The organism is Bradyrhizobium sp. LeoB3, from assembly GCF_055456055.1.
Genome location: NZ_JBVBEF010000013.1, coordinates 65,601 through 91,443 on the forward strand (window position 1 = coordinate 65,601; position 25,843 = coordinate 91,443).

A 25,843-nucleotide genomic window follows, 5' to 3' on the forward strand; every position below is an offset into this window, starting at 1 on the left:
ACGCGCCGGATCGTATCCGCCGCTATGATCGAATAAAGCGCTCTAGCCTCCGATTTCGCTGCCTAGTATAGGCCCGAACAGCTCCCATCTGTCGCCCTTGAACCTCCTGAACTGCACCTGCTTGATTGGCGCGAAATCGATCGGGCCGGTGTTGATCTTGATGCCGGGCAGCAGGTTGGTGGTCCTGAAGTCCTTGAGGCTTGCAGCCTGCTTCATCGCGTTCTCGCGCGTGAGGTTATCGCCGCATTGCTTGAGCACCTGCACCAGCGTCTGCGCCATATTGAAGCCTGTCATCACCAGACTATCGGCCCGATTGCCTTGGGGGAAATCGTCGGCGAGGAAGTCGTCAAAGGCCTTCATGCCGGGATCATCCGTCCATTGCGGATCGAGCGCGTCCATCAGATGGGCCACCGAAATGATGCCCTGTGCGTTTTCGAAACCGGCGGGCTCGATGACGGCTCCGATGGAGGTGCTGACGCTGTTGAGGACGTGCAGTGGCTTCCAGCCGATCTCGGCCGCCTTCCTGATGGCCTGCGCCGTGAACTTTGGCGTAGTGATGTCGACGAATACGTCGGCATTGAGCGACTTCATCTTGACGACGTGCTGGTCGATGGTCGGCTCGGCCACCTCATAAGCGTCTTCGGCAATGATCATCGACGCAGCCTTGGTGCCGAGGCCATCCTTCAGGCCTTTGAGATAATCCTTCCCGTAATCGTCGTTCTGGTAGAGGACGGCGATCTTGGCGTTCGGCTTTTCCTTCAGAATATACCTCGCGTAGATCCGTGCTTCGTTCTGAGAGTTGGGCGACCAACCCATGGTCCACGGGAAGTTCTGCGGATCGTTCCATTTGGTCGCGCCGGTCTGCACGAACAGTTGCGGCACCTTCTTTGCGTTCAGATATTTCTGAATGGCGGTGTTGGTCGGCGTGCCAAGCGAGCCGAAGATGAGGAAGACCTCGTCGCTCTCAACCAGTCTGCGCGCCTGCTCGACGGCTTTTTGTGGACTGTAACCGTCGTCATAGGAAATGAAGTTGATTTTGCGGCCGTTGATGCCGCCTTCGCCGTTGATCTTGCGAAAGTAGGCGGCCTCGGTCCTGCCTGTAATGCCGTAAGCCGACGCTGGCCCGCTGTAGGGCATGATGTTGCCGATCTTGATTTCGGTGTCGGTTGCGCCGGCATCGTATTTCTTCTGGGAAAGTGCGCTGCCTCCGCTGGCAGCAAGCATTATGATGGCGGTCGAAAACGCCGCCAATCGTCGCGCGACGAAGGACATCTCGTTCCTGCTTGTGAACCAATGAATGTGTCTATTGCTATTGGAGACCTCGCTCGGACCTCTTCTCCGAGAGTGAACACCATTCATCAGGCGTTGTCGATCTTCACAAACGCCACTCGCGTGCGCTTTCGGCGTCAGTTCGCACGATTCGAACCCGCCGCGCTCGTGGCGTCATCGAGATGAGATTGCACCCGACATCCGGTGTGACGTAACGGTTGGGACGGTGAACAGCACCTAGTGCAGCGCCGGTCGATCCGGCGATCAGGACGACTCACATGGGCCACGGCATTTTCGAATGCGTGCTGTTGATCGGGACTCGATCCGCGTAGGGCACTATGGCCAGCGGTTATGTGCAGCGCGCAAACAGGCCGAACACATGCCTGCTGCGTGCAATGCTGTAAAATGAAGATTCTCCTTGGCCACCCGGAGCGGTCCACACATGGCCAGCTGCAGGATGTTCAGTTTACATCGCCTGACTTGACTGTGCAGGCAGGGTGAACTGAAAAGTCGCGCCCTGAGGTTGGGCGGCGGTAGCCCATAGTCGTCCCCCATGCGCTTCAACGATGGTGCGGCAGATCGATAGACCCATCCCCAAGCCGCCGGGCTTTGTCGTGTTGAAGGCGTCAAAGATGTGCTCGAGACCCGGTGAACTCAGACCTGGACCCGAATCCCGCACTACGACGAGCACGCCGTCCGGCTCGACCTTACCAGTGGTGATCACTAACTCTCGCGACCGCTCGCTGACCGAGCTTAATGCTTCAATAGCGTTGATGATCAGGTTCATGATCACTTGTTGCAGCTGAACCCGATCTCCTTGAATGAGCGGCAAGCCCTCCACGAGGTGTGACTGCACCGAAATGCCATTCTTCACGACCTCGCCACGGGTCAGGGCGATGACCTCGAGGATTGCTCCGTTAATGTCCACGTCTTCTTTCCGGAGGGGTGCTTTTTTGAAAAGCGCGCGCATGCGGCCGATGACCTCGCTGACGCGATTGCCGTTTGCAAAAATCCGGTTGAGAGCCTGCCGAGCCTTCTCCAGATCTGCCGGTTCTTTGCTCAGCCAGTGCAACGCCGCAGAGGCATTGTTGAGCGTCGCCCCAATCGGCTGGTTGACTTCATGGGCAATCGAAGCCGAGAGCTGCCCCATTGTTGCGACTCGATTCGCGTGCACGAGCTCCATCTGCACCTCGCCGTAACGCCGCTCGCTTTCGCGAATTTCCTTCTCCGCCCGCTTGCGCTCGGTTAAGTCGACCACGAAGGCCACGCCCTGGTCGTGTCGCCCGCCGAACGTCGCTGCCCCGACCAGCACCGGCACGCGGCCGCCGCTTTTCAGGAAGTACTCCTTCTCGTAGGGTTGCGTGGTTCCGGTCGCCTCCAGATCCGCCACACGTCGGTCGTCGGCATCTCGCCATTCGGCGGGCGTCAGATCCCGCCAGCGCAGTCGACCGGAGACGAGATCGTCGCGGCCGTATCCGACGATGCGGAGAAAAGCTTCGTTGGCATCGATGATTCGACCGTCCGGATCCCAGACGAAGATGCCGATGATGTTAGCATCCACTAGCCGTCGGATCCGGGCCTCCCGCTCAGCTAGATCGCGGTACAGGCTGGCGTTCTCTATTGAGATAGCCGCCTGGGAAGCGAGCAGTGTGAGGACTACCATTCGAGCAGGAGTAAACGCGGCAGTCGTAAGGTTGTTCTCCAAGTACAGCATCCCGATCAACCTGGTCTGCTTAAGTATCGGCAGGCAGAGCACTGACCGTGAGCGGTGGTCGCGAATGTAGCCATCCTCTGAAAACGCGCTCTGACTGGACGCATCGTGCAGGAGAACGCTTTCTTTTGTCCGAAGGACGTAGCGAAACACAGACTTCGGTAGATCTGCGGCCGTGACGCGTGCCTGTTTCAGGACCACGTTCACGTTGTCACTGCTGGTTGTGGCCTCCGCTTCAATTTGATATTTGTCGCCTCGCGGAAGGATCAAGAGACCTCGATCGGCGCCCGCGTGTTCGATTGCCGAACTCATGAGCGTGCTGATTAACTTCTCGAAAACGATCTCGCCTGACACGGCTTCCGAGACTCTGATTACGGTAGCCAAATCGAGCTGCTCGTTGGGTGCCACTATTGTCGCGGTGGAATCCGGGATCGACTTGTCCACCTTGAGGTGCGGATAAAGCTCCTCGAGTTGGCGAACCTTTCCGTCGGCTCCCCAGCGCAGGTAGCAGGCCCGCGCGGCCCGCAAATAGGTCGCCGCGATCTTCTCGTAACCGCGCTCTGCGTAGAAACGCCCGGCAATCTCGTTGGCAATTGCCTGGTTGTGCACGAACCCGTATTTGTGAGCGTCGCGGATGGCCTTGTCGTACAGCTCCTGAGCGTTCAGTAGCCGGCCCTCAATGCGGGCGATCTCGGCGCCGACCAAGGCAGCGCAGTCTTCGAAGGTTTCGGGGTTGACCTCCGCCCACATTTGGAGCTGCCGGTGTTGGTCCAGCACAAAATCGAAATGCGTCGGTCTCTGCTCCGGTGTGGCGTGATCCCAGACCGCCGCGTGCGCCAGCGCGCCATAAAATCGATACACCGCTGACTCGAACATTGCCGCCGACGTCCAAAGCAGCGGTTCCGCGTGCAGCGAGGCGTCGACCGCCGACGCAAGGTCCCCGGCAAAAAAGTGCGCCTGCAGCTTTCGCGTCCAGTAATAGAACTCGGCGAGCACCAGATCGGGGCTGTTGGCCAAGCGGCGTTCGGTATCGAGTTCGCTGTATCCCTCATGATCCAGGCACCCGAACGTCGCGGTCAGCCCGCGCAAGGTCAGAATCAAACCGAGTTGTGCTCCGCAGCGCTCGACGAGCGGGCCGAAACCCACCCGCCTAGCAAATGCCAGGCCGTTCTCGCATTCCTTTTGCACTTCCGCGAGTGGATCCCCGGCGGCCAGGCAAACCGTGACGGTCAGTAGCTCGCACTCGGCTGTCAGATACTCGATCGAGAAGATGAGCTGGTGATTACGTTCCCAAGTCTCTTCTGCAAGAAGGGCTCTGCCGGCCCTGAGATACTTGAGCGCCGAGTCGTATGCCGTCGAGAGTTTCGCGCGCCGGCCTGCGATCAGATTCAGTTCTGCGACGCGCTCACGATCCTCGACAGAGGTGATGAGATGGGAGCCCCGGTTGAGTTGATTGACGATCTCAAATATCGCCTCTTCACGTTTTTCAGCGGGCGTGTGCACGGCGAGGAGCACTCCGATGTGCAGGTGAGCCTCGGCACGCAGCTCCTTCGGGATCATCGAGTAGGCGGCTTCCTGCACGCGGTCGTGCAGGAAGCCGTAGGAATTGTCCGCACGGAAGATGAGGCCCGATCGCACGGCTTCCCAGAGATGGGCGTGCAGGTCCTCGACCGAGCCCTGATACCCAATCCGCAGCATCTCAAACTCTGCACTGTTGCCCATGCAGGCGAACTGCTGGAGTACCTTCTGGGTTTCTGGCGGAAGGCGCTTCAACTTCTCGACCATCAGCTCTACAACATTGTCCGTGAAGCCTTTGGCACGAATGCGGAGCAGGTCCCATACCCAATGCCGCGCGCGGTAATCGAATGTCAGCAAGCGATCGTCCGCCAGAGTAGAAATGAACTGGATTGCGAAGAACGGGTTGCCCGTGGTCTTTTCGTGAATCAAGTCTGCCAGTGGGGCGGCGCGCTCCAATTGGCAATGAAGCGAGTCCGCAAGCAGTTTACCCAGATCGTCGCGACTGAGTGGTGTGAGAACGATGTCCTGCACTGCCGCTCCGGCCTGACGGATCGCTTCTAGCTTACGTACCAGCGGGTGGGTGGCATTGATCTCGTTGTCCCGATACGCACCAATGAGCAGTAAGTGCTGCAAATCGTTGCGGGTCAACAGATCTTCAAGAAGGTCGAGTGTGGCGGCATCCAGCCATTGCATGTCATCAAGGAAGAGCGCGAGCGGGTGTTCACGTCGCGCAAATACGCCGATGAACCGTCGAACCACAATCTGAAAACGTCTCTGCGCTTCCTGCGGCGGCAATTCGGGCACCGGCGGCTGCTCGCCAATGACATGCCTCAGTTCCGGAACGAGATCGACGAGGAGCAGTCCGTTCGGACCCAGCGCCTCACGAAGTGCGTCCCGCCATTTGCGCACGTCTTCCTCGTTCTGGCTGAGGAGCCGCCGGATGAGGCTCTGAAACGCCTGGGCCAGCGAGGCATGCGGAATGTCGCGCTTGTACTGGTCGGATTTGCCCGACGCAAACAAGCCGCGTGGCGGCACGAGTGGTTTGTGGAGCTCATTGACGACTGCGGATTTGCCGATGCCGGAGTATCCGGAGACCAGCACCAGTTCCGCTCGGCCACCGCCAACGATGCGGTCGAAGGCGGTGAGCAGAGTGTCAACCTCGCGGTCCCTTCCGTACAGCTTCTCGGGAATCATGAGGCGATCCGGGGTGTCGCGAGAGCCAGGAGTGAAATCATCGATCCACCCCTGGGACTCCCATTGGGACAGGCAGCGCCGAAGATCGCCTTCAACTCCCACCGCTGTCTGATACCTCTCCTCCGCCGTCTTGGAGAGCAACTTCATCGTGATCGCGGAGACCGAAGCCGGGACGGTTTCCACCCGCTCACTGGGTGCGGCTGGTTGTTTCGCGATGTGACAGTGCACCCATTCCATCGGCTCGGAGGCCGTGAATGGAAGACTGCCGGTCAGCATTTCGTAAAACGTCACTCCAAGCGAGTAAAGGTCGCTCCGAGAATCGATGGAACGGTTCATTCGTCCCGTCTGCTCGGGTGCCATGTAGGCGAGCGTTCCCGCGATGAACTCGGGAGGTTCGGGCGACTGGCGCTCGCGCGGAAGTCGGGACGCAATCCCGAATCCGGTGAGCCATGCGTTGCCGGAGTCGTCGACGAGGACATTCGCAGGCTTGATATCCTTATGTATGAGGCCCTGCTGATGGACTTGACCGAGTGTTCTTGCCAACCCAATGGCATTACGAAGGAAGCGAGTCAGGTCGAGCGGTTGCCCCTGGTCACGCTCAAGAATCCGATCCAGCGGCTGACCGCCGGGGTCCTTGAGTAAGAGGATCGTCCGCCCTTCGTGACGAGTAATGGCCAGAGGCTTGGCAGCCCACGCGGGATCGAGTTCGGCTGCGAACGAGTATTCGTGCATGAGCCGCCTGATACTGTGAGGCGGCGCCTGTTCAAAGAGTGCGATCGCCAGGACTGGCGAGGGGTCGTCGTGCTTTCGGCCGCGGTAAAGGGTAAAGTCCGCGCTTTCCCGCAGGGGCACCAGCACGTACCCCGAGAGCCCCGGGATAGGTGACATTCTTGTTGCCACAGCATCACCACTTCAGCAAGATGCCTAACCTTCACGCAGCGCTATCATAGCGCTACCCGGCTCTCGCGCGCATGCGTCAATCAGGCGGTCTTCGTCGTATGCGTACGATGCGCAATACGCCGGATCAACAATATCGCTGACCGATCCGGATGCCCGTTCGATGGCCACCAGCGGACGCGGATCGGGTGTCGTCGGCTATAATGTCCAGGTCGCGGTGGACACCGCGACACCATCTGATTGTTACGCACGAGGTCATAAACGTCGGCCGACAACGGCCGCGCGCCGATCCTATCCGTTTGCACACAACCAAGACACCCGGAACGGACATATCGGGATCACCGCTTCCAGAGAGGAAAAAAGGCGCTTAGTGCCAGGCGGGAGATCGTAAATCAGACGCCGGCCGCCGCCTTCATTTCACCCGCGAGTTCATCGTAGCAGACCGTCCACGCCTCACGAACGGCGGGCGTGAGATCCTCTCCAAGCGCCTGTTCGAGGGTCCAGAGCAACGCTTCCCGCACCGCGTCGTAGTCCGCGAGCTTAACCCCGAACTCGACATGGCGGAGGGCAAGGTCATGGATCGCGGGCGAAAGTTGATCCAGCGCGGGTAGATTGTAGACGACCATAGCGAGCATGGTCATTAGCTTGACGCCCTGAATACGCATGTTGTTTCTGAATAGCGGCCGGAAATTCGGATTGGTGGCGAATAGCCGCTCGTAGAACAACGCCCCGGCGACCTCAGGCATCGCCGCGAGCCGGGCGAAAGTGGTCTGAACAAGCTCCTGCTGCACAGCATCCACGATGTCATTTCCTTTGCGTGCGGGCGCGGCTCACTCGGCTGCGCGCGACACATGATAGCAATCGGATGCGACACCTCAGGCGCATAGAAGCGTCGTGCAACCTGACGCATCTCATTGGCGCGCGATTTCCGTGGGTCATTCACACGGAAGCAGTTGCGAGGTCGTCTCATTTAGCGCCAAGCAACGTCTCATTTAGCGCCAAGCGGGAGATCGCCCCGAGCAATTCACGATGTGTCCTTTCCTGTCGTGCGCTGGCCATTCACTCGTCCTTGCGATGCCGCACGCAGCATGGTGGGCGGGCTACCGAACTCGCTTGCGAACGCGCGATAAAACGTCGCCATACTGTTGAACCCCCAGCCAAAAGCTATATCGATCACCGATCGGCCGGTTCCCGTCGCGTCGGCGACGGCGTCGCGGCACCGGAGCAGTCGCTCGCGCGAAACGTATCGGGCGAAACTGACATTGTTTGCCTCGAACAGGCGATGCAACTGGCGCGCCGAGATGCCGAGTGCGGCCGCGGCGCTGGCGGCGGTCAGGGAAGGATCGGCGAGATGCAGGTCGACGTAACGCTTGGCGGCCGCGAGCCGCGCCGATTGTAGCGAATCCCGCCCCCGATTGATGCCTTCGTTGGAGATGTTACAGCTCAGTGCCACGAGACCGCAGAGATTGCGCAGCACGGCTTCACCGTGTTCGTTGGAGAGCAGCGGGGCTTGCGCCTTCGCCGCATCAATAGCTGCGCCGAGCAGCGAGCCGAGCGGCGAGGCACCGGCCAACCGAAACGGGCATTCCAGTCGGCCCCCGGTTATAATCGGCGAGAGTGCAGCCCGCGGGATGATCAGCATGTCGAACGACGCTGGGCCTTTCCATTCCGCGTTGAATTGCCATTCGGTCGAGCTTATGCAGAAATCACCCGGCTCATGAATCAGATCGACTGGCGTGCTGCGTGCCGCGGCCCTCCAAATGACCGGCGCGCGAAATCGGCGGACGAAGAACGCTTCGATCTTGTCCCTGGCAACGTCGGCCGCCGTCCGTTGGACCCTCTCAAGTCCCGAACTTATCTCCAGCAGCGCAAATTCGCCTGCAATCGATCCATTCGCTTCCGCGCGAAAGGCAGCGGGATCCGGAATCTCGCCCGGCGTGATGCTATGGGCCTGCTTCGCGAAATAGTCGCACCAGAACCTCACGCGGTCGCGCGGCGCAATATGGTCCGTGGAAAAATGGACTTGCATGACCATCCCGTGGGCCGACCAAATGCCTTGGAAACCTAACCTTAGACCGGTTACATGGGCAAAGCGAGGGTGCCAGACTTTGGGGCTGCCACTTTTTAAAGCGGATGTGGAGAGTTCCTTTGCGTCTCGATTCCAGCGGGCGAGCTGATCACCGCACCCGCCTCTCCGCGGCCTTAACTGAACAACAACCGAATGGCGATCGGCGCAAAATGAGACATCGTGCGGCGCACGGTGAGACGACGGTAGTGACCTGCGAGACTATGCTTACTCAAATTCGAGTGTAAGGCCGAATAGATCCTATGAACAATGAGAGTACGCAAAGGAGGTTGAAAATGGCAACCAACGCAACGAGCACGATGATTTTGGATGGCGACTTCGACAAAATCGACTTCCGAGGAGAAGTCGTCGACGGGCACCTCGTCACAAAAGGAATTCTTGCAGACCAAGCGGCAATGGATTCTATCCCAGTAGGGATATACGTTCTCGAAAAGGATGCCACTGTCGTCAAGTGCAACAAAGCTGCAATCGCGGGTTGGGGACGCACGCCGTCTCTGGGAACCTCGGAAAAGTATTGCGGGTCACACCTTCTGCGTTACCCTTCAGGAGAAGTGATGCCGCACGAACTTGCACCACCATCCGTGGTGATCAACAACGGCGCCACCGTTCGCAACGCCGATGTGATTTGCGAGCATCCCAACGGCAATCGTCTTCTGGCGCTCGTTAATGTCTTTCCAATCCGTGACAACGAGGACGAGGTGATCGGAGCCGTCAACATTTTCCGTCACAATACCAGCAAGACTGTCCCTGGCTTACTCTCCGAGTCTGCAAATAATTCCGATTCCGAGATCGGTGAGGGGGAGGAGTAGTGAGGCTCCCTTCGCCGCTTCTGGTTCCGTAGTTCTTCATAGGGACCTTCTCGGCATGTGGCGTACCAGAAGCTCAATGTTTGTCCGCCGCACCCGGCTGACCGCGTTTTCGGGCCCTGGAAATTACAAGTACGCTAACTAGGGCGCGCGGTGCTTTTGCGCGCGCCACATTTGCGATGGAGCTAGCTGTGCGATCGAACGAGCGACGTGAACGGGAGCGTGAGATGCGTGACGCTGGGCGGCTGCCCCCAGGACAGTCGCTGACGCTCAAGTGGCCGGTGCTGCATGTGGGCTCGGTGCCGCTCTTTCGTCCCAGGACGTGGGATTTTCGCGTATTCGGCCTGGTAGAGGAGCAGCTGCGGCTTTCGTGGGAAGAGCTCTCCAATCTGCCGCAGAGCGAGGTATTTTTGGACATGCACTGCGTCAACGGCTGGAGCCGGTTCGACAACCATTGGGGAGGATTGCTCGCCACAGAATTGATGAAGCGAGTGAAGTTGCGGCCAGAGGCGCGGCATGTGATGGTCCATGGCGAGAACAACTACACGGCAAACCTGCCACTCTCGGATTTTCTGCGCCCGACGACGATTTTCGCGCTGCGGTATAACGGCGAACCACTTACTGCTGAGCATGGCTACCCGCTGCGCCTCGTGGTACCAAACCTCTATGCGTATAAGAGCGTGAAGTGGGTGCGCGGGATCGAGTTATTGGATCGCGAATCGCCGGGCTTATGGGAATTTAACGGATATCACATCTACGGCGACCCGTTCAAAGAGCAGCGATCTTCGAGCTGAACATCGGGACGCTGGAGATATGGGTCGCTCTCAAGTACGGCTGCTCGAAGCCAATCGTTGGACTATTTCACCTGCAGGTACGACTTCATCAGAACGACAACATAAGGATGGTCAGTCCGGGCATCGCTAGACCGGTTCATTCGTCCTGTCTGCTTAGGTGCCGTCCAATTAAGCTGAGGATCACCTGCTGCAGGTGAACTCGATCCCTTGAACGGACGGCAAGCCGCCCGCGAGTACCGTCTGCACCGAAATGCCATTTTTCGTGACTTCGCCATGGGTCACGGCGATGACCTCGAGGATTGCTCCGGCGCAAATTGTTCCAAATATCTCGCCGTCAGGCCGCGAGAGCCAGATAAGAAATCATCCCCAGTTCCACATCTCCGATTTCCAGTCGTCCTAGCCCATTTGCCGTTTTTGCGTTCGATTGCTTGATCATTATTGCTGAAATTCGAATTTGCTTGCGGCGCTCGTGGAGCCTAGCGAAGGCAGATGCGATTTTCCAGCTGTCCGAAGGCGGTATAGTTCACGATCGTCGGCCCGAGCGCAAACCACAATATGACCGAACTCCTGGTCGCGCGCCGGCAGGTGATTGAGCGGTCATGACGGATCTTCATCCGATTTGGCGCGCTGCAGAGCCGATTCGACGCATCCGAGCAGAACCTCCTCGTCGATGGGTTTGGTCAGGTAGCCAACGACGCCATGACCTAGAGCCCAAGCTCGCGTGCGGTCATCGGGGTAAGCGGTGATCAGAATTGTTGGTATGTTATAGCCAGATCCTGCCAAGTTGCTATGCAACTCAGTCCCAGTCATGCCCGGCATGTGGACATCAACGATCAAACAGGACGTATGGCGTACGTTGGGAGACGCCAAAAAATCCACTGCGGATGAAAAGGCCTCAATCCTGAAACCCATTGCTCGCATGAGATCCGCTAACGCCGCGCGAAACTGCTCATCATCATCGATGATCGAAATTTGACTCTTGCTGGGCATATCCCGCATCTCGCGTTCCGCGTCCATTTCAAGAAGCACACTGCGCGGCTATCCAATCATCGCGCGGCGGACCGCATCCCCAGCAATGAAAGTGTAACGACAAGGGTCTGGACTTGGCGATTATATTGTGGACAGGCGATGCCACACTTCGGAATAATCGATGCTATACTTTGGAACAATTAATGCAGAACTTCTGAATAGTTCAACCCGGTTTGGGCCACGTCCGAACGCGTGCGCTGATGAGGTCGATACCCTTGACGCGGCAGCAGGGACCGTCCGGCAGCCGATTAAAAGCATGAGTTGGCTTGCGCAAACAAGAACGTCTTCGCTGAAGGACCCACGTGCCATCACGAAGCGATTAGGACCGCGGCGACTTTATACCAAGCGCCTCCGCCATTTTCACAAGCTCGGCCAGCGATTGCGCACCCATCTTCTGCATCACGTGGCTGCGGTGCGCCTTCACAGTGATCTCAGCTACGTCCAGCTGGAAAGCGATCTGCTTGTTCTTCAAGCCGGTAGTCACGAGAGCCAGCACCTCTCGCTCGCGCCGGCTCAAACGCTCGAGACGCGACTTCAGGTCCGTGAGCCGCTGCTCGGCCTTCCGCCGCGTCCGATCGCGCTCCAGCGCAATCGTCACTGCATCCAGCATGTCTTGATCGCGGAACGGCTTGGTCAGAAAATCCACAGCGCCTGCCTTCATCGCCTTGACCGACATCGGAATGTCGCCGTGGCCGGTCATGAAGATGATGGGAATGGAAGCGTTCACTTTCGACAGCTCGGCTTGGAAATCGAGACCGCCCAAGCCGGGCAGTCTGACGTCAAGCACGAGGCAGCTCGCCACGTCGGATAACAACTCGCCTTCGAGTAGCTCTGCGGCCGACCCAAACAACTTGACCTTGTAGCCGACCGAGTTGAACAGATCTCCGAGAGAGTCGCGGAAGTCCTTGTCATCGTCAACGATGACGATAGTTGGTTCCTCGGCTACGGCACGCTTTTGAATAGAATGCTGCGCCATGAGATACTCTTCCGATACGCGCCAACTTGCAGTGTAAAAATATCACCTTCACGAGGGCCATTCAACACATGACGCCGCGCGAGTTCCACTGTAGAACGCCATCGTTCGTGACCACGAGAAAAGTTCGCCAGATCGATGGTCCTCAGCACCCTTGCTGTAAGGCGGCCGATGAAATGTCAGCTCACCTTCACGCTCCGTTAGCAGCAACAGATTTGCGCAACCCCCTAGGATCGCTCTGCGGCCTTTGGCGGGGGCGTTCCTCTTGCGCCGCTTCAGCAGTCGATCGCTTTGCTGACCTCCAGCGGCGGGGCTTTCTGCTTTCTGTCTGCAAAGGGGGTCCTCCAGCTCGCGGAGCCAAGATAGCAAATCAGTCTTAGCCGGTTGCCGGTGAGCTATGGGAGCATCGAGTACAGCCAGATCTCCGATTTGCCGCGTGTTAACTGGTTCGGCGTCTTCAGACCGAAATGATCCGTTTACGCGCGATACCGTGCTCACCGCTACGGTCTCGAGAACGGATGCTGCCAGGGCCGGCACTCGTAGACGCATGTCTTCCTCAGGCTCGTAAGCTGCTTTTCTAGCGGGCACCGAAAGCGCGATCATCCTCATCGCAATGTGAGGCCGAGATGCCTCCACTTTCCGAATAGCAAAGTTAGTCGCGACGTCGCAGGTCATTCATGCGTTACAGGAGCAGCCACACTTCGGCGATAATCCGTGGGAGCAATTCCGGTCGCCTTCCGGAACGCCGTGGCGAACGCGTTAGGACTGCTGAAGCCTACCGCCAGACCGATCTCCGCCATCGAGCCTGCGCGTTTTGCTAGCAGTACCTTGGCGTGCTCAACGCGACGGTTGCTCTGGTACCGATATGGCGGCATTCCGAGAGATTGCTTGAATACCCGGCAGAAGTGATATGGGCTCAGACGGACGAGCTGCGCCAACGTGCCAATCGGTATCTGCTCATTGAGATGTTCCTGGATATAGGCAGTGACAAGTCGTTGCTGCCACGGTGCAAGGCCACCTCGGAGTTGAGGTTGAATGCTGGGCATCCCACAAGTGAAACGCACGACGTTATGTATGAGCCGAGTACCGAGCCTCTCGAAGTAGATCGGGTCTCCTGCAGAGCTCTCGACGAACGTCTTCAGCTTGAGCGCGGTGTGCCATAGCGTTTCGTCTTCGAATAGTAGGCGTGGAGCGTTCGGTAGGTCGGTGATGCCACGCTTAGAAAGAGCCTTCAGCTTCTCAGGTTCGAAGTAGAAGTACATGAGCCGCATCTGCGACCCGCGCGGCTCGTGCCAATCGTGAAATTCGCGGCCTGCCGGCACGAATGTCAGCTTCCGCTCGAGGTTCCGGATCGCTGATCGCGGCAAACCTTCCACGAACGTCTCTCCGTCGCGGCGCTCTCCCTTCTCGTACATCACGAGCATATGCATTGGAGCTCGAAAATGATATTGGATTTTGCTTCGGCTGGTGAATCGCACAGATTCGGCCGCCATGCCTTGCCCCGTTACAGTGAGACGCGTCACGGCCTCGGAAGAAGAGATTTCAACGACAGGATGGATCGCGTCCGCCGCGACGTGACCACCCAATTGGCGAGCTGGATCGAAAATAGACGAGTCATGGTCGCCTCCAGTGATCGCGGATCGAATCGGAAGCAACGCTTGTGATCTTGAAAGTTGTTGCAGATCTTCAGTGCCGTTCCGCGAATCGCGTGGCTTCGATAAATTCTCGCCTAAACGGACTTGCTGGAGCTCGGCTCGCAGCGTGGAGGGCGAAAGTGGTGGGCGGCCTTCTGCTATCGCTTCTCCGGTTCGCTTGAATTGGATTCGTGCTGTCAACTGGTCATCATCGGCTAGACGCATGGAGACGAACTCCGGGTCCTATTCAGGATTTCATTCATCCATTCCGTTGTCACGATCGCGGTGCCCGTGCTGGGGGCTAGTAGGGCCCCACGTCAGGCCGAGCGGCAGCTTCCTTCGCGCGAAAGCTGCTACAAGCGATACGACGTGAGCCTGCCCTGCGACACGCAAGTCCTCAATTGCACTCGCGTTCGCACGTCTGACAGGAAGGGCGAAAGGCTGTTAGACTTTTGGCGGAGCAGGGCTGCGACTTTTGGATATCCCCGTTTCGACTTGTTGGTAAACTCAAAGGAAATCCGCTTGAGGTTCGGGAGCGGCGCGCGCGGATCTCGGCGCGCTCGAAATTACTGCTGACGGCGAACCGGGTCGATGAGCGATTACGTATCCTGGTAGAGGTTGTGATCCAGTCTCACCTTGAATGAGCCCGGCTCTTTTTGTGCTTCCTCGGACGGCGCCTTATAGATGGCAAAGTAGACCTTACGAACAAGCTCTTTGGTATCGATCAGAAGACTGCCCAACAGGGTGGCGCCTGTCTCAATTTGCCGGACGCATTTACGCTTTGGCCGTAACGGCCCGCGACGTAACGCATCGTAACGCTTGACCGTAACGCACCGTGGCAGCGTAACGCGATCCCGCTGATCCCGAGGCTGCGACGATTGCCTACGGAAAGCAGACCCACTCCTGCGCCTGCTGCAAGGCGCGAACTGACTGATCCTGAGAGCATCGCGACCGGCCATCGGGGCTGATCATGCCCGAAGAAGTGGGGGATGGTGATGAAGGACCCGTGCTCTAGAGCAAACCAATCTCGGCCGCGCGGTCGCGGTCAACCTGTTTTCGCCGGATAACCGCTAGCTCATTGGCGCAAGCGAGAAACTCGCTATCGCGAGATCGAGTCGCTCTTGCGCACTTGCGCGCACGGCTGGTCCGGCGATGAAGGCTACATACAGACCACACGCCAATAGCGCGACAAAAAACAATGAGTACCCAAGGCGTGAATGTCTTTCAGCGTTCGTCACGATAGGAGAAGTGGTGCTAGCTTTGGTCATTTTCGTAGGAGTGATGCTAGTTATGGTCATTGCAATCTTCTTCACGTGGAAGTCATTAAATTAGCCGCGACCCCAGACGTCCAGCTCGTGGTGGATTGAGCTGCCACGGTTGGCGGAAACCGCCAGCCGTTCGGGAGCCGGAACACATTGACCAGACGCGGCCCCGGCGAAATCTCGATCATCCCGAGATGGTCGAGCAACTTCGGCAACCGCGACACCGCAGGCCGTGCGATGTGGTGGTCCAGCCGGAAGGCGACCTAGTGTCCTGAACCAGAAGTTCATGGCATTTTAGGCTTTAGCTGGCGCATTGTAAGCGCAGAAGCGTTCGATGGAGCTGAGAATGTCGTCGGCTGATTTGGTCCATCGGAATGGTTTTGGGTCGGCGTTGTGATGTTCGATGAAGGACGTGATCTCGGCACGGAGCGCCGCCACACTGCGGTAGATGCCGCGCCTGATCTTGCGCTCGGGTGATGAGGGCAAAGAAGCGTTCGACCTGATTGAGCCAGGATGAACTGGTTGGCGTCAGATGTACGTGCCAGCGCGGCCTCTTGGCCAGCCAGTTGCGGATCAGCGGGGTCTTGTGGGTTGCGTAATTGTCCATGACGAGATGAACGTCCAGATCGTCTGGAACGGCGGCCTCGATCTCATCGAGAAATTTGCGGAACTCTGTGGCGCGATGGCGCCCGTAACACTTGCCGATGACCCGACCAGTTGCGATGTCGAGGGCGGCAAATAGCGACGTCGTACCATGGCGCTTGTAGTCGTGACTGCGGCGTTCCGCCTGACCAGGTCGCATGGGGAACGTGGGTTGGCTGCGATCCAGCGCCTGGATCTGCGACTTCTCGTCGACACACAGCACGATGGCCCGCTCGGGCGGGGCCACGTAGAGGCCGACGACGTCGCGAACCTTGGCGACGAAGTCGGGATCGGTTGAAACTTGAAGGTCTCCAACCGATGCGGCTGTAAGCCGAAAGCGCGCCATATCCGCTGTACCGTCGAGACCGACAGTCCACTGGCCCGCGCCATGCTGCGCGAGCTCCAGTGGGTGGCGTTGGGCGGCTTCGTCTCGAGGGTGCGGACGATCACCGCCTCGATCCGCGCATCTTCGATCGTGCGCGGCGTTCCCGATCGCGGCCCGTCGCGAAGAACTTCAAGCCGATGCTCGGCGAAGCGCCGACGCCACTTGCCGACCGTGTCGGGATCAATACTCAGGCGAGCAGCAACGACCTTGCTCTGCTCGCCTGCGGCACAGGCCAGGATGATCCGGGCTCGCTGCGCCAAGCCCTGCGCCGTACTTCGGCGCGAGGCCAGCGACGTCAACTCATTGAGTTCATCCAGCTCCAGCGGAGCAAAGCGTCGACCCATAACCATCCTCCCCAAATAATGAGGACAGTCCGCTAGCTTCGAGTCGATTTGGAGTCCGCTGAACTTCAGATTCAGGACACTAGTTCACCTCGCCTTGCTGCCGTCACCGAGGGCCGCCTCGATCGCCGCGAACACCCAGCGCGCGCTTCGGGGCAGCGCCGCATAGGCCGGGCTTTCTGATCGATCCGCCATCGTTGCCTCCCTCGATCGTTGGCTATAGGGCCATCCACACCGCCAGCGCGACCATGACAACCGTCGCGACGAAGATAAGCGCCTGAGCGTTCGACATGTGCCACATCGCGCACCGCCTATTGTGTACGCGTTGGTACATAATTTATAGCGATATCATAATTTGCGAATATTTTCATACCGCGCCAACCGGCACTTTGCTCTGTGCCCCAAAGGAGACCCGGAAAACGGGGGGTGCACACAAACACAAAGGCCGCGCGGGTCCTAAAGGTCAGGTATCGAAAAAAACGTATCGACTGATGATCCGTTCGTGCTTCACTGTGATCACATCCCGGCCCTTGACGACGGGGTTGCCGTCTTTCCCCGCGAGCGCCCAAGTGTACGTAGACATGTCCCCCGTTGTCAGGATAGGGCTGGTGACCGCGAGGTCCATTCCCGGCATCTGCGCCTGTACCGCTTTAATCGCAAGTTCAATGCCCGCAAAACCTGAAAACCACGCGGCCGGCTCGCCGATGACCACGTCTTCTGCATAGGTTAGAGGGATGCCCGTGATGCGCTCAGCGGCGTGTCGAGTGTTCCAGATTTTCAGGTGCCGATCGACGATCTTTGCGACGGGATTGGACATGTCTCACTCACGCATATGTGCAAGGCGTGATCGCCCTGCTCTCGCGATCAGCCCATGCTCCCCGGCATGAAGCATCTGACGCCAACCAAAGCGCCGTTCAGATAGTAGGCGCCAGACCATCGTGCGACCAGCGCGGTTCGGTCCATCCACGACAGCGTCGTTCGGAACATCAACCCACTCGCCATCAATGCGCGCGATAGTGACCGCCCTTAGTTTCCCAATCGGCGTTATCAACGCGCTTCGCATCACTGCCATCGCAGCAGGGCCCTTTGCCACTGTACAAACTTTGATACCAACTGTTCAACTCAGGGTGTTGATGATCGTGGGCGCGAGCGTGACCGATTGTGGAAATCGACAGCATGACGGTGAATGCTACCAGCATTGCATGCCAAGGTGATTGTTCATCTCGCGCCCAATGTCGTTCGCTGTTCGTCCACCATCCCATTTTCACTGTCGCACTTCATGAGCCTATGCACTTTTCCAACGCATCCACCCTAAGACGATCGCGATCAGCGGCTCAATTGAATGTAGGTAACCATGCGGCATCTAAAGGGGTCACGCATACGATACGAAGGTTTATGGCGCTCGCCCCTAAGGCCAACCACTTCCTCAACGGGTCAAGAGCGTCTTCTGCAATAGCCGGCTGCCCGACAACTTCCGCTATGCTTTGTTAGCGACCGAGATCGCGCGGCAGCGCAATATGTCGCGAAGGGCCAAGAGGCGACGTAACGCGTCCGGGCCAGTTCGGATCGAATGGTGGGTCGAGGGGATACGTGCCACCACCAAACCTAAGTGTGCAAGAACAGCTTGATCGTTACTCACGTAACGCAGTTCCGGATTTCCCAAATTTTTCTGTAGGCATCCTGCCCATCTGCAAAATGGCGATGTCTTTCCCTCTCTTACCTCGGTCCGGCATCCGGTCGGCGACGTGGCGCACGACAAATCTTTTTGCGGATGCGGCTGGTGGCATTCCTCGCTACGGCATCACGCGGTGCGGCGGCTATAATGATCGTCTATCGACTCTATGGCGAGAGGTGATTTCCCTCGCCGGCGTTGCAAGGTCATTCTCCAAAGCATCGTCGTACCAAAACTTTCAGTGCCGCCACCGAGACGTGATGCCAGATTGAGAAGCCAGGAGGCTCAAAATGCAAAGTAACGACGTAAACGCAGCCGCAGTGAATGGTAAAGAGGCCGCCTATTTCGGTGTGCCGTGGGAAGATGCCTACGGATACGCGCAGGCGATCAAGGTTGGTGACACGATCCATGTCTCCGGCCAGCTCAGCCACGACGAGAGGGGGAAACTGATCGCGCCTGCTTCTCTCGACGAATCCGGCAAGCCGGCCGAGTTCTCGATGATGGAACAGCAGATGCGTGCGATCTACGCCAATGCCGTCAAGCTTTTGGCGCGCTTCGGGGCAACGCTGGACGACGTCGTCGAGGAGACGCTCTATGTCCTCGATGTCGACGCCGCATTCGCCGCCGCGGGCAAGGTACGCAAGGAGGCCTACGCCACGGCACGACCTCGGTGCGCCAGCAACCTGATCGGCGTGACGAGACTGGCCTTTCCTGAACAGCTCATCGAAATCACCTTCAAGGCTATGCTGTCGGGAGCAGAAGCGAAGCCGCGGTGATAAATCCCCCGATGCCTGGAGTTAACGAAAACATGACGCAAGGACCTGGAATCGCGAGGGCAATGCCCGACATCCTGATCGAGCCGAAGGATTGCGCCTTGGTGCTGGTCGATCAGCAAGCCGGACTTGCTTTCGGCGTGGGATCGATCGATCGCCAACTGCTTCTGAACAACGTGATCGCTCTAGCGCGCACTGCCACCGTTTTCGGCATGCCGATCGTGGCGTCCACGTCCGCCACCAAGGTCTACAGTGGTCCCGCGATGCCCGCGATTCACGCCGCGCTTCCCGAAGTGGTCGCGATCGACCGCCGCATACGGGCGACTGTGCCGGCAAATCGGGCCTCGCTCGATCGAAAGCCCCGTCGATCTGCCCCTAATGACCGAGCCCGAGTGGCGCGCAACCATGGATGTCCACAGGCCATTCGCTCGGCCCGCGCCAACGGCTTTCTGCAGCACGAAGCACTGGCCAACGAGCTCGCCGCGCGCTTTCACGCGGCCCGCGGCTTCGAGACAATTTCTCACGCCTATTTGCGAGATGCTCGTTACGGCTACCTGCGCTGGGGTGCTGAGAGGAAGGTGCGCCAGCTCGAGCAGCTCCATCCGCACCTCAGGACGGAGCAGCCAGCGTCCGCTGCGACAAGCACGATCGGGACGTCTGTCGAGCACCCTCGGACATACTCTTTTTCCCACGGTTGCGCGGTGCCGGTCATCTTCATCTCTTCAACCGCTCGTGCGGTGCGGTCGCGCCATTCCGGCGGCGTCAGGTCGGTCCAGCGCACCCGTTCGGAGAGGAGATCCTCGCGCGCGTATTCCACCATGCGCAGGAACGTGTCATTGGCTTAATGGCGATGGCGGCGCTCCCGTGCGCGCCGCTGGTTGCCGAGGCGTGACCACAAGGAAACGGCCCGGAGCGAGGAGGCTATGGTCCCAAGGAAACACCAAGGTGCACCAACCGCAGAACGCGCCCACTGCAAATATCTTTCTCATAAGGCAGATTAACTCGCCGCAAGCTACGTCCGAAAGCCGTCATCATTTGGGAGCATGCGCTGACGTTGGCCGCACCGCGACCGGCGGGACCGGGGCGCGCCTGTAGCCCCGCGCTCTCGGCGGGCTGTACGGCCGTTGCCCCTGACGCCTTGCGCCGGGAGGTCGAGCCGATGCCATGCGGATCGGGCGCTAAACTGGTGCAGCGTCTCAACCGTTGCGACGTGCCCACGGATGAGCCTCGCGACATCCGACGCATGGGTCGCGATCATGAAATGACTGGCGCCGGGAACGGTCACCGGCGACGATCTGGAGACTGCGTCAGTCAGCACCTCGGCGGCGCGCTGAAGGACTGGATGACCGCGCTCGCCTCGCACAAGGAGGCTTGGTGCAGTGATGCCCGCATAGGCAGCAAGCGGCACATCGAAAGCCCACGCCGACGACCAGTCGACCAGGTTCGTCGGCGTGGCGGCTACAATGTAGTCCCGGGTCCGAACTGGGAGGGTGTCAAAGCTGCCGTCGCCGCCGTAGAAGTCGACGATGCTCCGCGCAACCAACAGCTCTCCGTCGTCACACAAGCGAACATAAGCGAACATAAGCGTCGGCCATCGCGCGCGCCCCTGCAAATATCTTTCTCGTAAGGCGGATTAACTCGCCGCAAGCTCCATCCGTTTTCGTCGCGCGCCTTCTTCATCGAGGTTGCGCTGATGCGTGAAAACGTGGCGCGAAACCGGGGATGCCAGCGCCCTTAAACCTTCGTATCGGTCCGCTAGCCCGTTTTGATGCTAGATGTTTACCGAGGTTCAATTGAGCCGCTGATCGCGATCGTCTTAGATATGGGCATGCGGTAGCGCGCCCCCGCCCCCTCAGGCGCGCTATCGCTGCCCTCCTTGGGCGTTTCCTCCCTAGACTTGGGCCGCTTGTGGCAACGCAGGCGGCCTTTCTTTTTGTGTACACCCTGGGATTAAACCGACGTGTAGTCGACCTACACCCATTCACTAGACCGAGTGTACCTCAGTACGGTCACTTCATACCCGCGCGCAATGGCGTCAACCAAGTGCTCGGTGCTACCTAATGAATGCGGAGTGAAAGCAACGGAACCGGCCGCGAGCAGGCAGTTTGCAGGACAAGGTCGGCGGCGTAGCGCCCGCCGGCCTTTCCCTTGATCGAGCCGTGCGTTGCCGCACAGTAATTAGTATCACAGTTGGCTGCGGAGAGTACGCCATGAAAAACATTGCCGATCTCCTGATGCGGTTTTGGCAAGGGAGCCAGCCCGCGTCCAATACTCAGGTTGCGGCTTTAGCTGGTAATCGGGATCGATCCAGCATGGCCGATTTTGTCCGCATCCTGCAGGCCTACGATCAAGACCAGTACCACAGGAGTTAGGGGCGACCGCGTCCCAATCGGTTTCTCGGTCCTTTGGAGAGCGTGAGGAATGCGGCGACCGCGCGACGGCCCGGTGCGAAGATATTTGCAATTCTTCATATCGCTCGAAATTATGTACCATTTGGTACACAAAGGCGGTGCGCGATGTGGCGAATGTCGCGGATCGAGACTGCGATCTTCGTCGCGGCGGTCGTCGTCATGGTCGCGCTGGCGGTGTGGATTGGCCTGTAACTAAGGATCGAGAGAGGCGACGATGACAGATCGATCAGACAGCCCGGCCTATTTGGCGCTGCCACAGAGTGCGCGCGGGGTGCTCGCTGCGATCGAGCAGGCGATCGGCGGCGGCGACAGCGCGAGCGTGTCCTACCTCTCCTTCATGTTGGATCACCGCATCCCGCAGAAGGTGGTGCCGTCAGCGCTGCAGATGCTCGTCAATCTCGGCCTGATCGAGATCGAGCGCGGCGCGCGCGGCAGCAATGTGTTCAGGCTCTCGAACCGCTGGCGCGGCGTTGACGAGGCCGAAGCCAGAGAACTGGCGCGCGAGGTGAAGCCGCATCGCACGTTCGAGAAGCGGCCGGAGGTGAGCCGGGTAAGAGTGGCCAAGTTGGCCACTCTGAAGCTGCCGAAGCCCATGACGGTCGAGCGGCGGAGGGCCAGGCGGCGGATGCCGTCGCTGTCAACGATGCCGTGGCAGGATGACGGGCTATAGCGCAAGCCTCGCGATCTCAATGTCTTGCCCGCTTTCGCCGGCTTGCCGACGAAACGCCAAGAACTTGATCCCGGCCATCACCTCGTCAGCCAGGGCGCGACTGTGCGGGCGTCTCAGGACTTCGTGATTGGAGTTCCTTCCGTGCAATCCAGAAAAAGTGTCCACCACCTCGGACTTAGATCGTTTGAGGAGAATATACCAGCTTGGGAAGGATCAGCATCATGGTCCAGTTGCGTCTGGATGGTACGAGGGACTTGGAGCGAATGATCGTAAAGCGTTCGAAATTCGACAGTTTCCCGGCGTGACCTCGCAGCGCGCGCAAGTCCCAGTTTTGGACTTGAAAAGCCAACGCTCGGTCGAGGAATAAAAGCACCGAATTGGTGATTTTCCCGGCGTTACCAGTCAGCGCGTCTTACTTGCCCTGCTGCTTGAGCGCTCGAACCCATAGGTCCTACATCGCCATCGAAACGCGCCCCTCCTCGTTGCGCAGGATCGACGCGGTCGGCCGGAGCCGCGGGCGCAGTGGTCGCCGCTGGTGCCAGTATCGCAGTCCAGGACCCGCAGCGCCTTTTTCAAGTGTGTTATGGACATTCACGCCATCGTCATTGGCGGTCCAGCAGATCGCCGATCGGTGTCGCGCGATCAGCGCTTTCAGCATCCGTCTCTCGCCAAGCGCAACCGAGCCGCCCCCGAAGTCGTCCAGCACGAGGTAAGTGTCTTGCTCGGCATCGTGGGGCACTGGATGGGGTGACAAGACCCTCCCTTAACCACGCGATATTATGTCAGCTCGATCCCGCCGGGATTACGAGTCGGAGCCGGGTTCGATTCCGGTTGGGACGATTGTGGAGACCGGAAGGGCAGGCGGCGTGCCTGCTACAGGGGAGTCTGCTGTTTGATTTTTGCCCGCTAATACCGCATCAGCTGTTGGTATTTCTGTTGGTATCGACAACAATCGACGACAAAAATTGGCTCAACTTCAAGTAGTTATGGCATTAGGCGGTTATCGGCCAGGGGCACCATCTCGTCGCCATTCGAGAGTGCGACCAGAGGCCGCCTTTGATGACAGCTCTCACCACCCGCACACAAGGGTCGTCCCCATCCGCTTCAAGCACCCATAGCTTTGGGCAAAGGCTCCCATAGCGCGTTGCGCACGCACGGCAGGCGTTGGGTGCTGTAGCGGCGGCCTACGTCTTCGTGCTGCAAGTGCTTCTAAGCGCGATCATCGGTGCCTTCTGATCGACAGCGTCAGTTGAAAACCTTTGCTTTTGCACGCTTCACAATATTTTCCATCCGCGCAGAATCCCTTGCGATGGTTTCTCCGAACTTGGCGGGCTCATCGGCGATCACGGTCAAACCAAGGCTTTCCAGACGAGCTGAGACGGTCGAATCTCGCAAGGCCTCCACGATGCACTTGTTGAGCTTCTCGATCACGTCCTTTGGGGTCGCCGATGGAGCAACAAAGCCGTACCAGTTGCCTGCGAGGAGATCAGGTGATCCTGCTTCCGGGGACGTCGGCACATCGGTTAGCTGCTTGCTTCGTTCAAGCGCAGTCACGACAATCGGCCTCAGCGCTCCGCTCTGCACCTGCTGGACGACATTCGACAGGTTGTCGCACATCATAGAAACCTGACCACCGACAACATCCTGGAGTGCCGGAGCTGCTCCCTGGTACGGTATGTGAACGGCATCAATGCCTTCGAGCACCTTCAACGTCTCCCCACACAGGTGGCTCGTGCTCCCATTGCCGGCCGAAGCAAATGTCAGCTTGCCCGGCTCAGCTTTGGCCAGCGCCACCAACTCCTTCAGCGAGCTTGCCTTGACCGACGGATTGACGACGATGATGTTCGGCGTCGAAGCGCCATTGGTGATCGGCGTGAAATCCTTTTCAGGATTGTACGTCGGCTTTTCATAGATCCATTGGTTGATTGTAAGCATGCCAGTCGTCGCAAGCAGAATGGTGTGGCCATCCGCTGGTGACGAAGCGACGCGAACCGCCCCGATCGAGCCGTTTGCGCCGCCGCGATTTTCGATGATCACCGGAACACCGAGCGACTTGGACATCAACGGACCCACCAATCGTGGAATCGCGTCGGCGGTGCTTCCGGCAGGATACGGGACGACAATCGTAATCATCTTTTCAGGGAATCCAGCCGCTGCCGCGCCGGGCACCCCGAAGGATGCTGGCGATAGCAGTGCCGCCAACATAAACGTCGCCCACTTCATCAGTAGATTATTGCTTCGCATTCTGAACATCCTGCATGACATCCTGGGAACCGTGGCATTGATTCCTCCAAGTTCACTGGCGCCTCCACTGACGTGGTTCTTACTGGCCGGCCGATAAGCCGGTTACCGTCGACATCGTCCAAGAGAGAATTGGTGATCACCCCTGGTCGGCCGCGGCGACATGCAGCGAAGCTGCCCGCTCGAGCGAATCCAGCATTGCAATTCGGCGCAGGAGCGCTCGTCCCTTTTCCGGATCGGCGGCCGCGGCGCGAATATCGTCGCGGAAACGCGCGCGGTCAGCTTCATCTTTCGCCTCGAGATTCTTCTTGTTGCGAATGGTATCGCCCTGAATGGCCTGCATCGTGACCGTACGACGCTGCAGATCGTAGTCGGCGAGAACGCGCTCATTGGCCGTACCGTTGATGACCGAACCCAACTTCGCCGTCAGGTTCAATGCGTCGTGAATGCCGCCATTCATGCCCATGCCGCCGAGCGGATTGTTGATATGGGCGGCGTCGCCAACCAGGAAGGTGCGACCTTTCCGGAAGTTCGCGGCGACGCGCTGATGCACACGGTACAACGTCGTGTGGAGGATGGGGGCGTCCATCTCGGCGGGAACGATCCGCCGGATCGACGCCGTCACATAGTCTTCGGAGAGCGCCTCGGCATCGGAGATTTCCGCAGCCACCGGCATCATCACGCGCCACGCTCCGGGGATACGGAGAAGGAAGTACCAGCGCTCGGGATCGGCGACGTAGCTGACCGACGACACACCCGGGCGAAGCACCGTGAAATCGACCGGAGTTGTCATCACCAGAAAGCGCTCGGGCCAGGTGAAGCCCTCGAATTTGATGTCCTGGCTGCGGCGTACGATGCTGTTCGCGCCATCGGCGCCGATCAGCCAGGCACATTCACGTATGGTGTCGCGTCCCTGGGCCCCGACCACGACCTTGACGGCATCGCTCGTCTGCTCGACGGATTTGACCTCGCTGCCGAACGCGATCGAGAACAGTGGGTTGCCGGACAAAGCATCCAAAATGATGCGCGTCAGCTTGAACTGCTCGGCCTGCAGGCGGAACGGGTGCCGCACCAGATCGGAAATCGCCGCGAAGTCGAACGTCCCGAGCAGGCCGTCTTCGGACGAACTGTATTGAACAGTCGGCGCCTTCAGGCCCTGCGCAATCAGGGTGCTGGCGAAACCGAGATCATCGAGCATGTCCAGCGTGGGCGGATGGAACGTCGATGCGCGCGACTCGCTGCTCAGTTGGTCGTTCTTCTCCAGCACCAGAACCGGGATGTTCTGTCGCACCATATCTGCCGCTGCCACCATGCCTACCGGCCCTGCCCCAGCGATGATGACGGGCTTCGCATTACTCATTGTATCAAGACCTCTTGCAGAAATTTTCGAGCGTATCCAGCAAACGGCGTGCCGCCTTGCCCGTTCACGTCATTGCCAATGATCAGATCGCCGGCCAGCCTCTTTCCATGTCGAGCGCGTGGAACTCGTGATGCAATTTGTTGACCGCCACGGATATGCGCCTTGGAGTTGATCG

At 58.9% G+C, this 25,843-nt stretch carries 16 protein-coding genes and 3 pseudogenes; 7 read left to right on the top strand and 12 right to left on the bottom strand.

Annotated features, from left to right (window positions below):
* Window positions 1-42 precede the first annotated feature (42 nt).
* Both ACZXDY_RS12400 and ACZXDY_RS12405 read right to left on the bottom strand, forming a co-directional pair.
* Entirely contained in the window at window positions 43-1,272 is a 1,230-nt protein-coding gene (locus tag ACZXDY_RS12400) for an ABC transporter substrate-binding protein (RefSeq protein ID WP_464345672.1), read from the bottom strand.
* A gap of 463 nt (window positions 1,273-1,735) precedes the next feature.
* Window positions 1,736-6,544, bottom strand: a complete 4,809-nt coding sequence (locus tag ACZXDY_RS12405; RefSeq protein WP_464345704.1) for a trifunctional serine/threonine-protein kinase/ATP-binding protein/sensor histidine kinase — start codon at window positions 6,542-6,544, stop codon at window positions 1,736-1,738.
* A 178-nt stretch (window positions 6,545-6,722) separates the two neighbouring features.
* Between ACZXDY_RS12405 and ACZXDY_RS12410 the strand changes: the two are divergent.
* Window positions 6,723-6,867: pseudogene (locus ACZXDY_RS12410) on the top strand (IS5/IS1182 family transposase); the annotation flags it as partial.
* A 114-nt stretch (window positions 6,868-6,981) separates the two neighbouring features.
* On the opposite strand, the gene ACZXDY_RS12415 reads toward ACZXDY_RS12410, so the two are convergent.
* Window positions 6,982-7,389 (bottom strand): globin domain-containing protein, encoded by a 408-nt coding sequence (locus ACZXDY_RS12415; RefSeq protein ID WP_464345673.1) that lies wholly within the window; start codon window positions 7,387-7,389, stop codon window positions 6,982-6,984.
* A 224-nt stretch (window positions 7,390-7,613) separates the two neighbouring features.
* Entirely contained in the window at window positions 7,614-8,618 is a 1,005-nt protein-coding gene (locus ACZXDY_RS12420; RefSeq protein ID WP_464345674.1) for a helix-turn-helix domain-containing protein, read from the bottom strand.
* A gap of 332 nt (window positions 8,619-8,950) precedes the next feature.
* Between ACZXDY_RS12420 and ACZXDY_RS12425 the strand changes: the two genes are divergently transcribed.
* Both ACZXDY_RS12425 and ACZXDY_RS12430 read left to right on the top strand, forming a co-directional pair.
* The gene (locus ACZXDY_RS12425; protein WP_464345675.1) at window positions 8,951-9,484 is read left to right on the top strand and encodes a PAS domain-containing protein; all 534 of its coding nucleotides are present in this window, start codon (window positions 8,951-8,953) and stop codon (window positions 9,482-9,484) included.
* 224 nt (window positions 9,485-9,708) lie between these two features.
* The gene (locus tag ACZXDY_RS12430) at window positions 9,709-10,275 is read left to right on the top strand and encodes a sulfite oxidase-like oxidoreductase (protein ID WP_464345676.1); all 567 of its coding nucleotides are present in this window, start codon (window positions 9,709-9,711) and stop codon (window positions 10,273-10,275) included.
* Window positions 10,276-10,872: 597 nt separating this feature from the next.
* Here ACZXDY_RS12430 and ACZXDY_RS12435 read toward each other — a convergent pair.
* The 5 genes and pseudogenes from ACZXDY_RS12435 to ACZXDY_RS12455 form a co-directional block, all read right to left on the bottom strand.
* Window positions 10,873-11,265 carry a response regulator transcription factor gene (locus ACZXDY_RS12435; RefSeq protein WP_464345705.1) on the bottom strand — a complete coding sequence of 131 codons (393 nt, stop codon included), beginning with the start codon at window positions 11,263-11,265 and terminating at the stop codon, window positions 10,873-10,875.
* A 358-nt stretch (window positions 11,266-11,623) separates the two neighbouring features.
* A complete protein-coding gene (locus tag ACZXDY_RS12440; protein ID WP_028164515.1) occupies window positions 11,624-12,280 on the bottom strand; it encodes a response regulator transcription factor in 657 nt (218 codons plus the stop codon).
* Window positions 12,281-12,948: 668 nt separating this feature from the next.
* The gene (locus tag ACZXDY_RS12445) at window positions 12,949-14,136 is read right to left on the bottom strand and encodes a helix-turn-helix domain-containing protein (protein WP_464345677.1); all 1,188 of its coding nucleotides are present in this window, start codon (window positions 14,134-14,136) and stop codon (window positions 12,949-12,951) included.
* A 1,331-nt stretch (window positions 14,137-15,467) separates the two neighbouring features.
* A pseudogene (locus tag ACZXDY_RS12450) lies at window positions 15,468-16,550 on the bottom strand (IS630 family transposase).
* Between the two features lie 454 nt (window positions 16,551-17,004).
* Complete coding sequence (locus ACZXDY_RS12455; RefSeq protein ID WP_028164511.1) at window positions 17,005-17,358, bottom strand: nuclear transport factor 2-like protein; 354 nt, start codon at window positions 17,356-17,358, stop codon at window positions 17,005-17,007.
* 1,145 nt (window positions 17,359-18,503) lie between these two features.
* Between ACZXDY_RS12455 and ACZXDY_RS12460 the strand changes: the two genes are divergently transcribed.
* The 4 genes and pseudogenes from ACZXDY_RS12460 (at window position 18,504) to ACZXDY_RS12475 (ending at window position 22,067) form a co-directional block, all read left to right on the top strand.
* Complete coding sequence (locus ACZXDY_RS12460) at window positions 18,504-18,989, top strand: Rid family hydrolase (RefSeq protein ID WP_035690427.1); 486 nt, start codon at window positions 18,504-18,506, stop codon at window positions 18,987-18,989.
* A 413-nt stretch (window positions 18,990-19,402) separates the two neighbouring features.
* Window positions 19,403-19,651: pseudogene (locus tag ACZXDY_RS12465) on the top strand (hypothetical protein); the annotation flags it as partial.
* A 1,545-nt stretch (window positions 19,652-21,196) separates the two neighbouring features.
* Window positions 21,197-21,358 (top strand): hypothetical protein, encoded by a 162-nt coding sequence (locus ACZXDY_RS12470; protein ID WP_464345678.1) that lies wholly within the window; start codon window positions 21,197-21,199, stop codon window positions 21,356-21,358.
* Between the two features lie 253 nt (window positions 21,359-21,611).
* Window positions 21,612-22,067: a hypothetical protein gene (locus ACZXDY_RS12475; protein WP_028164508.1), complete on the top strand. Its 456-nt coding sequence runs from the start codon at window positions 21,612-21,614 to the stop codon at window positions 22,065-22,067.
* 451 nt (window positions 22,068-22,518) lie between these two features.
* Here ACZXDY_RS12475 and ACZXDY_RS12480 read toward each other — a convergent pair whose 3' ends face one another.
* From ACZXDY_RS12480 to ACZXDY_RS12490, 3 genes are all read right to left on the bottom strand, one after another.
* Window positions 22,519-22,725 carry a hypothetical protein gene (locus ACZXDY_RS12480; RefSeq protein WP_464345679.1) on the bottom strand — a complete coding sequence of 69 codons (207 nt, stop codon included), beginning with the start codon at window positions 22,723-22,725 and terminating at the stop codon, window positions 22,519-22,521.
* Between the two features lie 587 nt (window positions 22,726-23,312).
* The gene (locus ACZXDY_RS12485; RefSeq protein ID WP_028164441.1) at window positions 23,313-24,311 is read right to left on the bottom strand and encodes a Bug family tripartite tricarboxylate transporter substrate binding protein; all 999 of its coding nucleotides are present in this window, start codon (window positions 24,309-24,311) and stop codon (window positions 23,313-23,315) included.
* A 136-nt stretch (window positions 24,312-24,447) separates the two neighbouring features.
* Window positions 24,448-25,668 (bottom strand): FAD-dependent oxidoreductase, encoded by a 1,221-nt coding sequence (locus tag ACZXDY_RS12490; protein ID WP_464345680.1) that lies wholly within the window; start codon window positions 25,666-25,668, stop codon window positions 24,448-24,450.
* Window positions 25,669-25,843 lie beyond the last annotated feature (175 nt).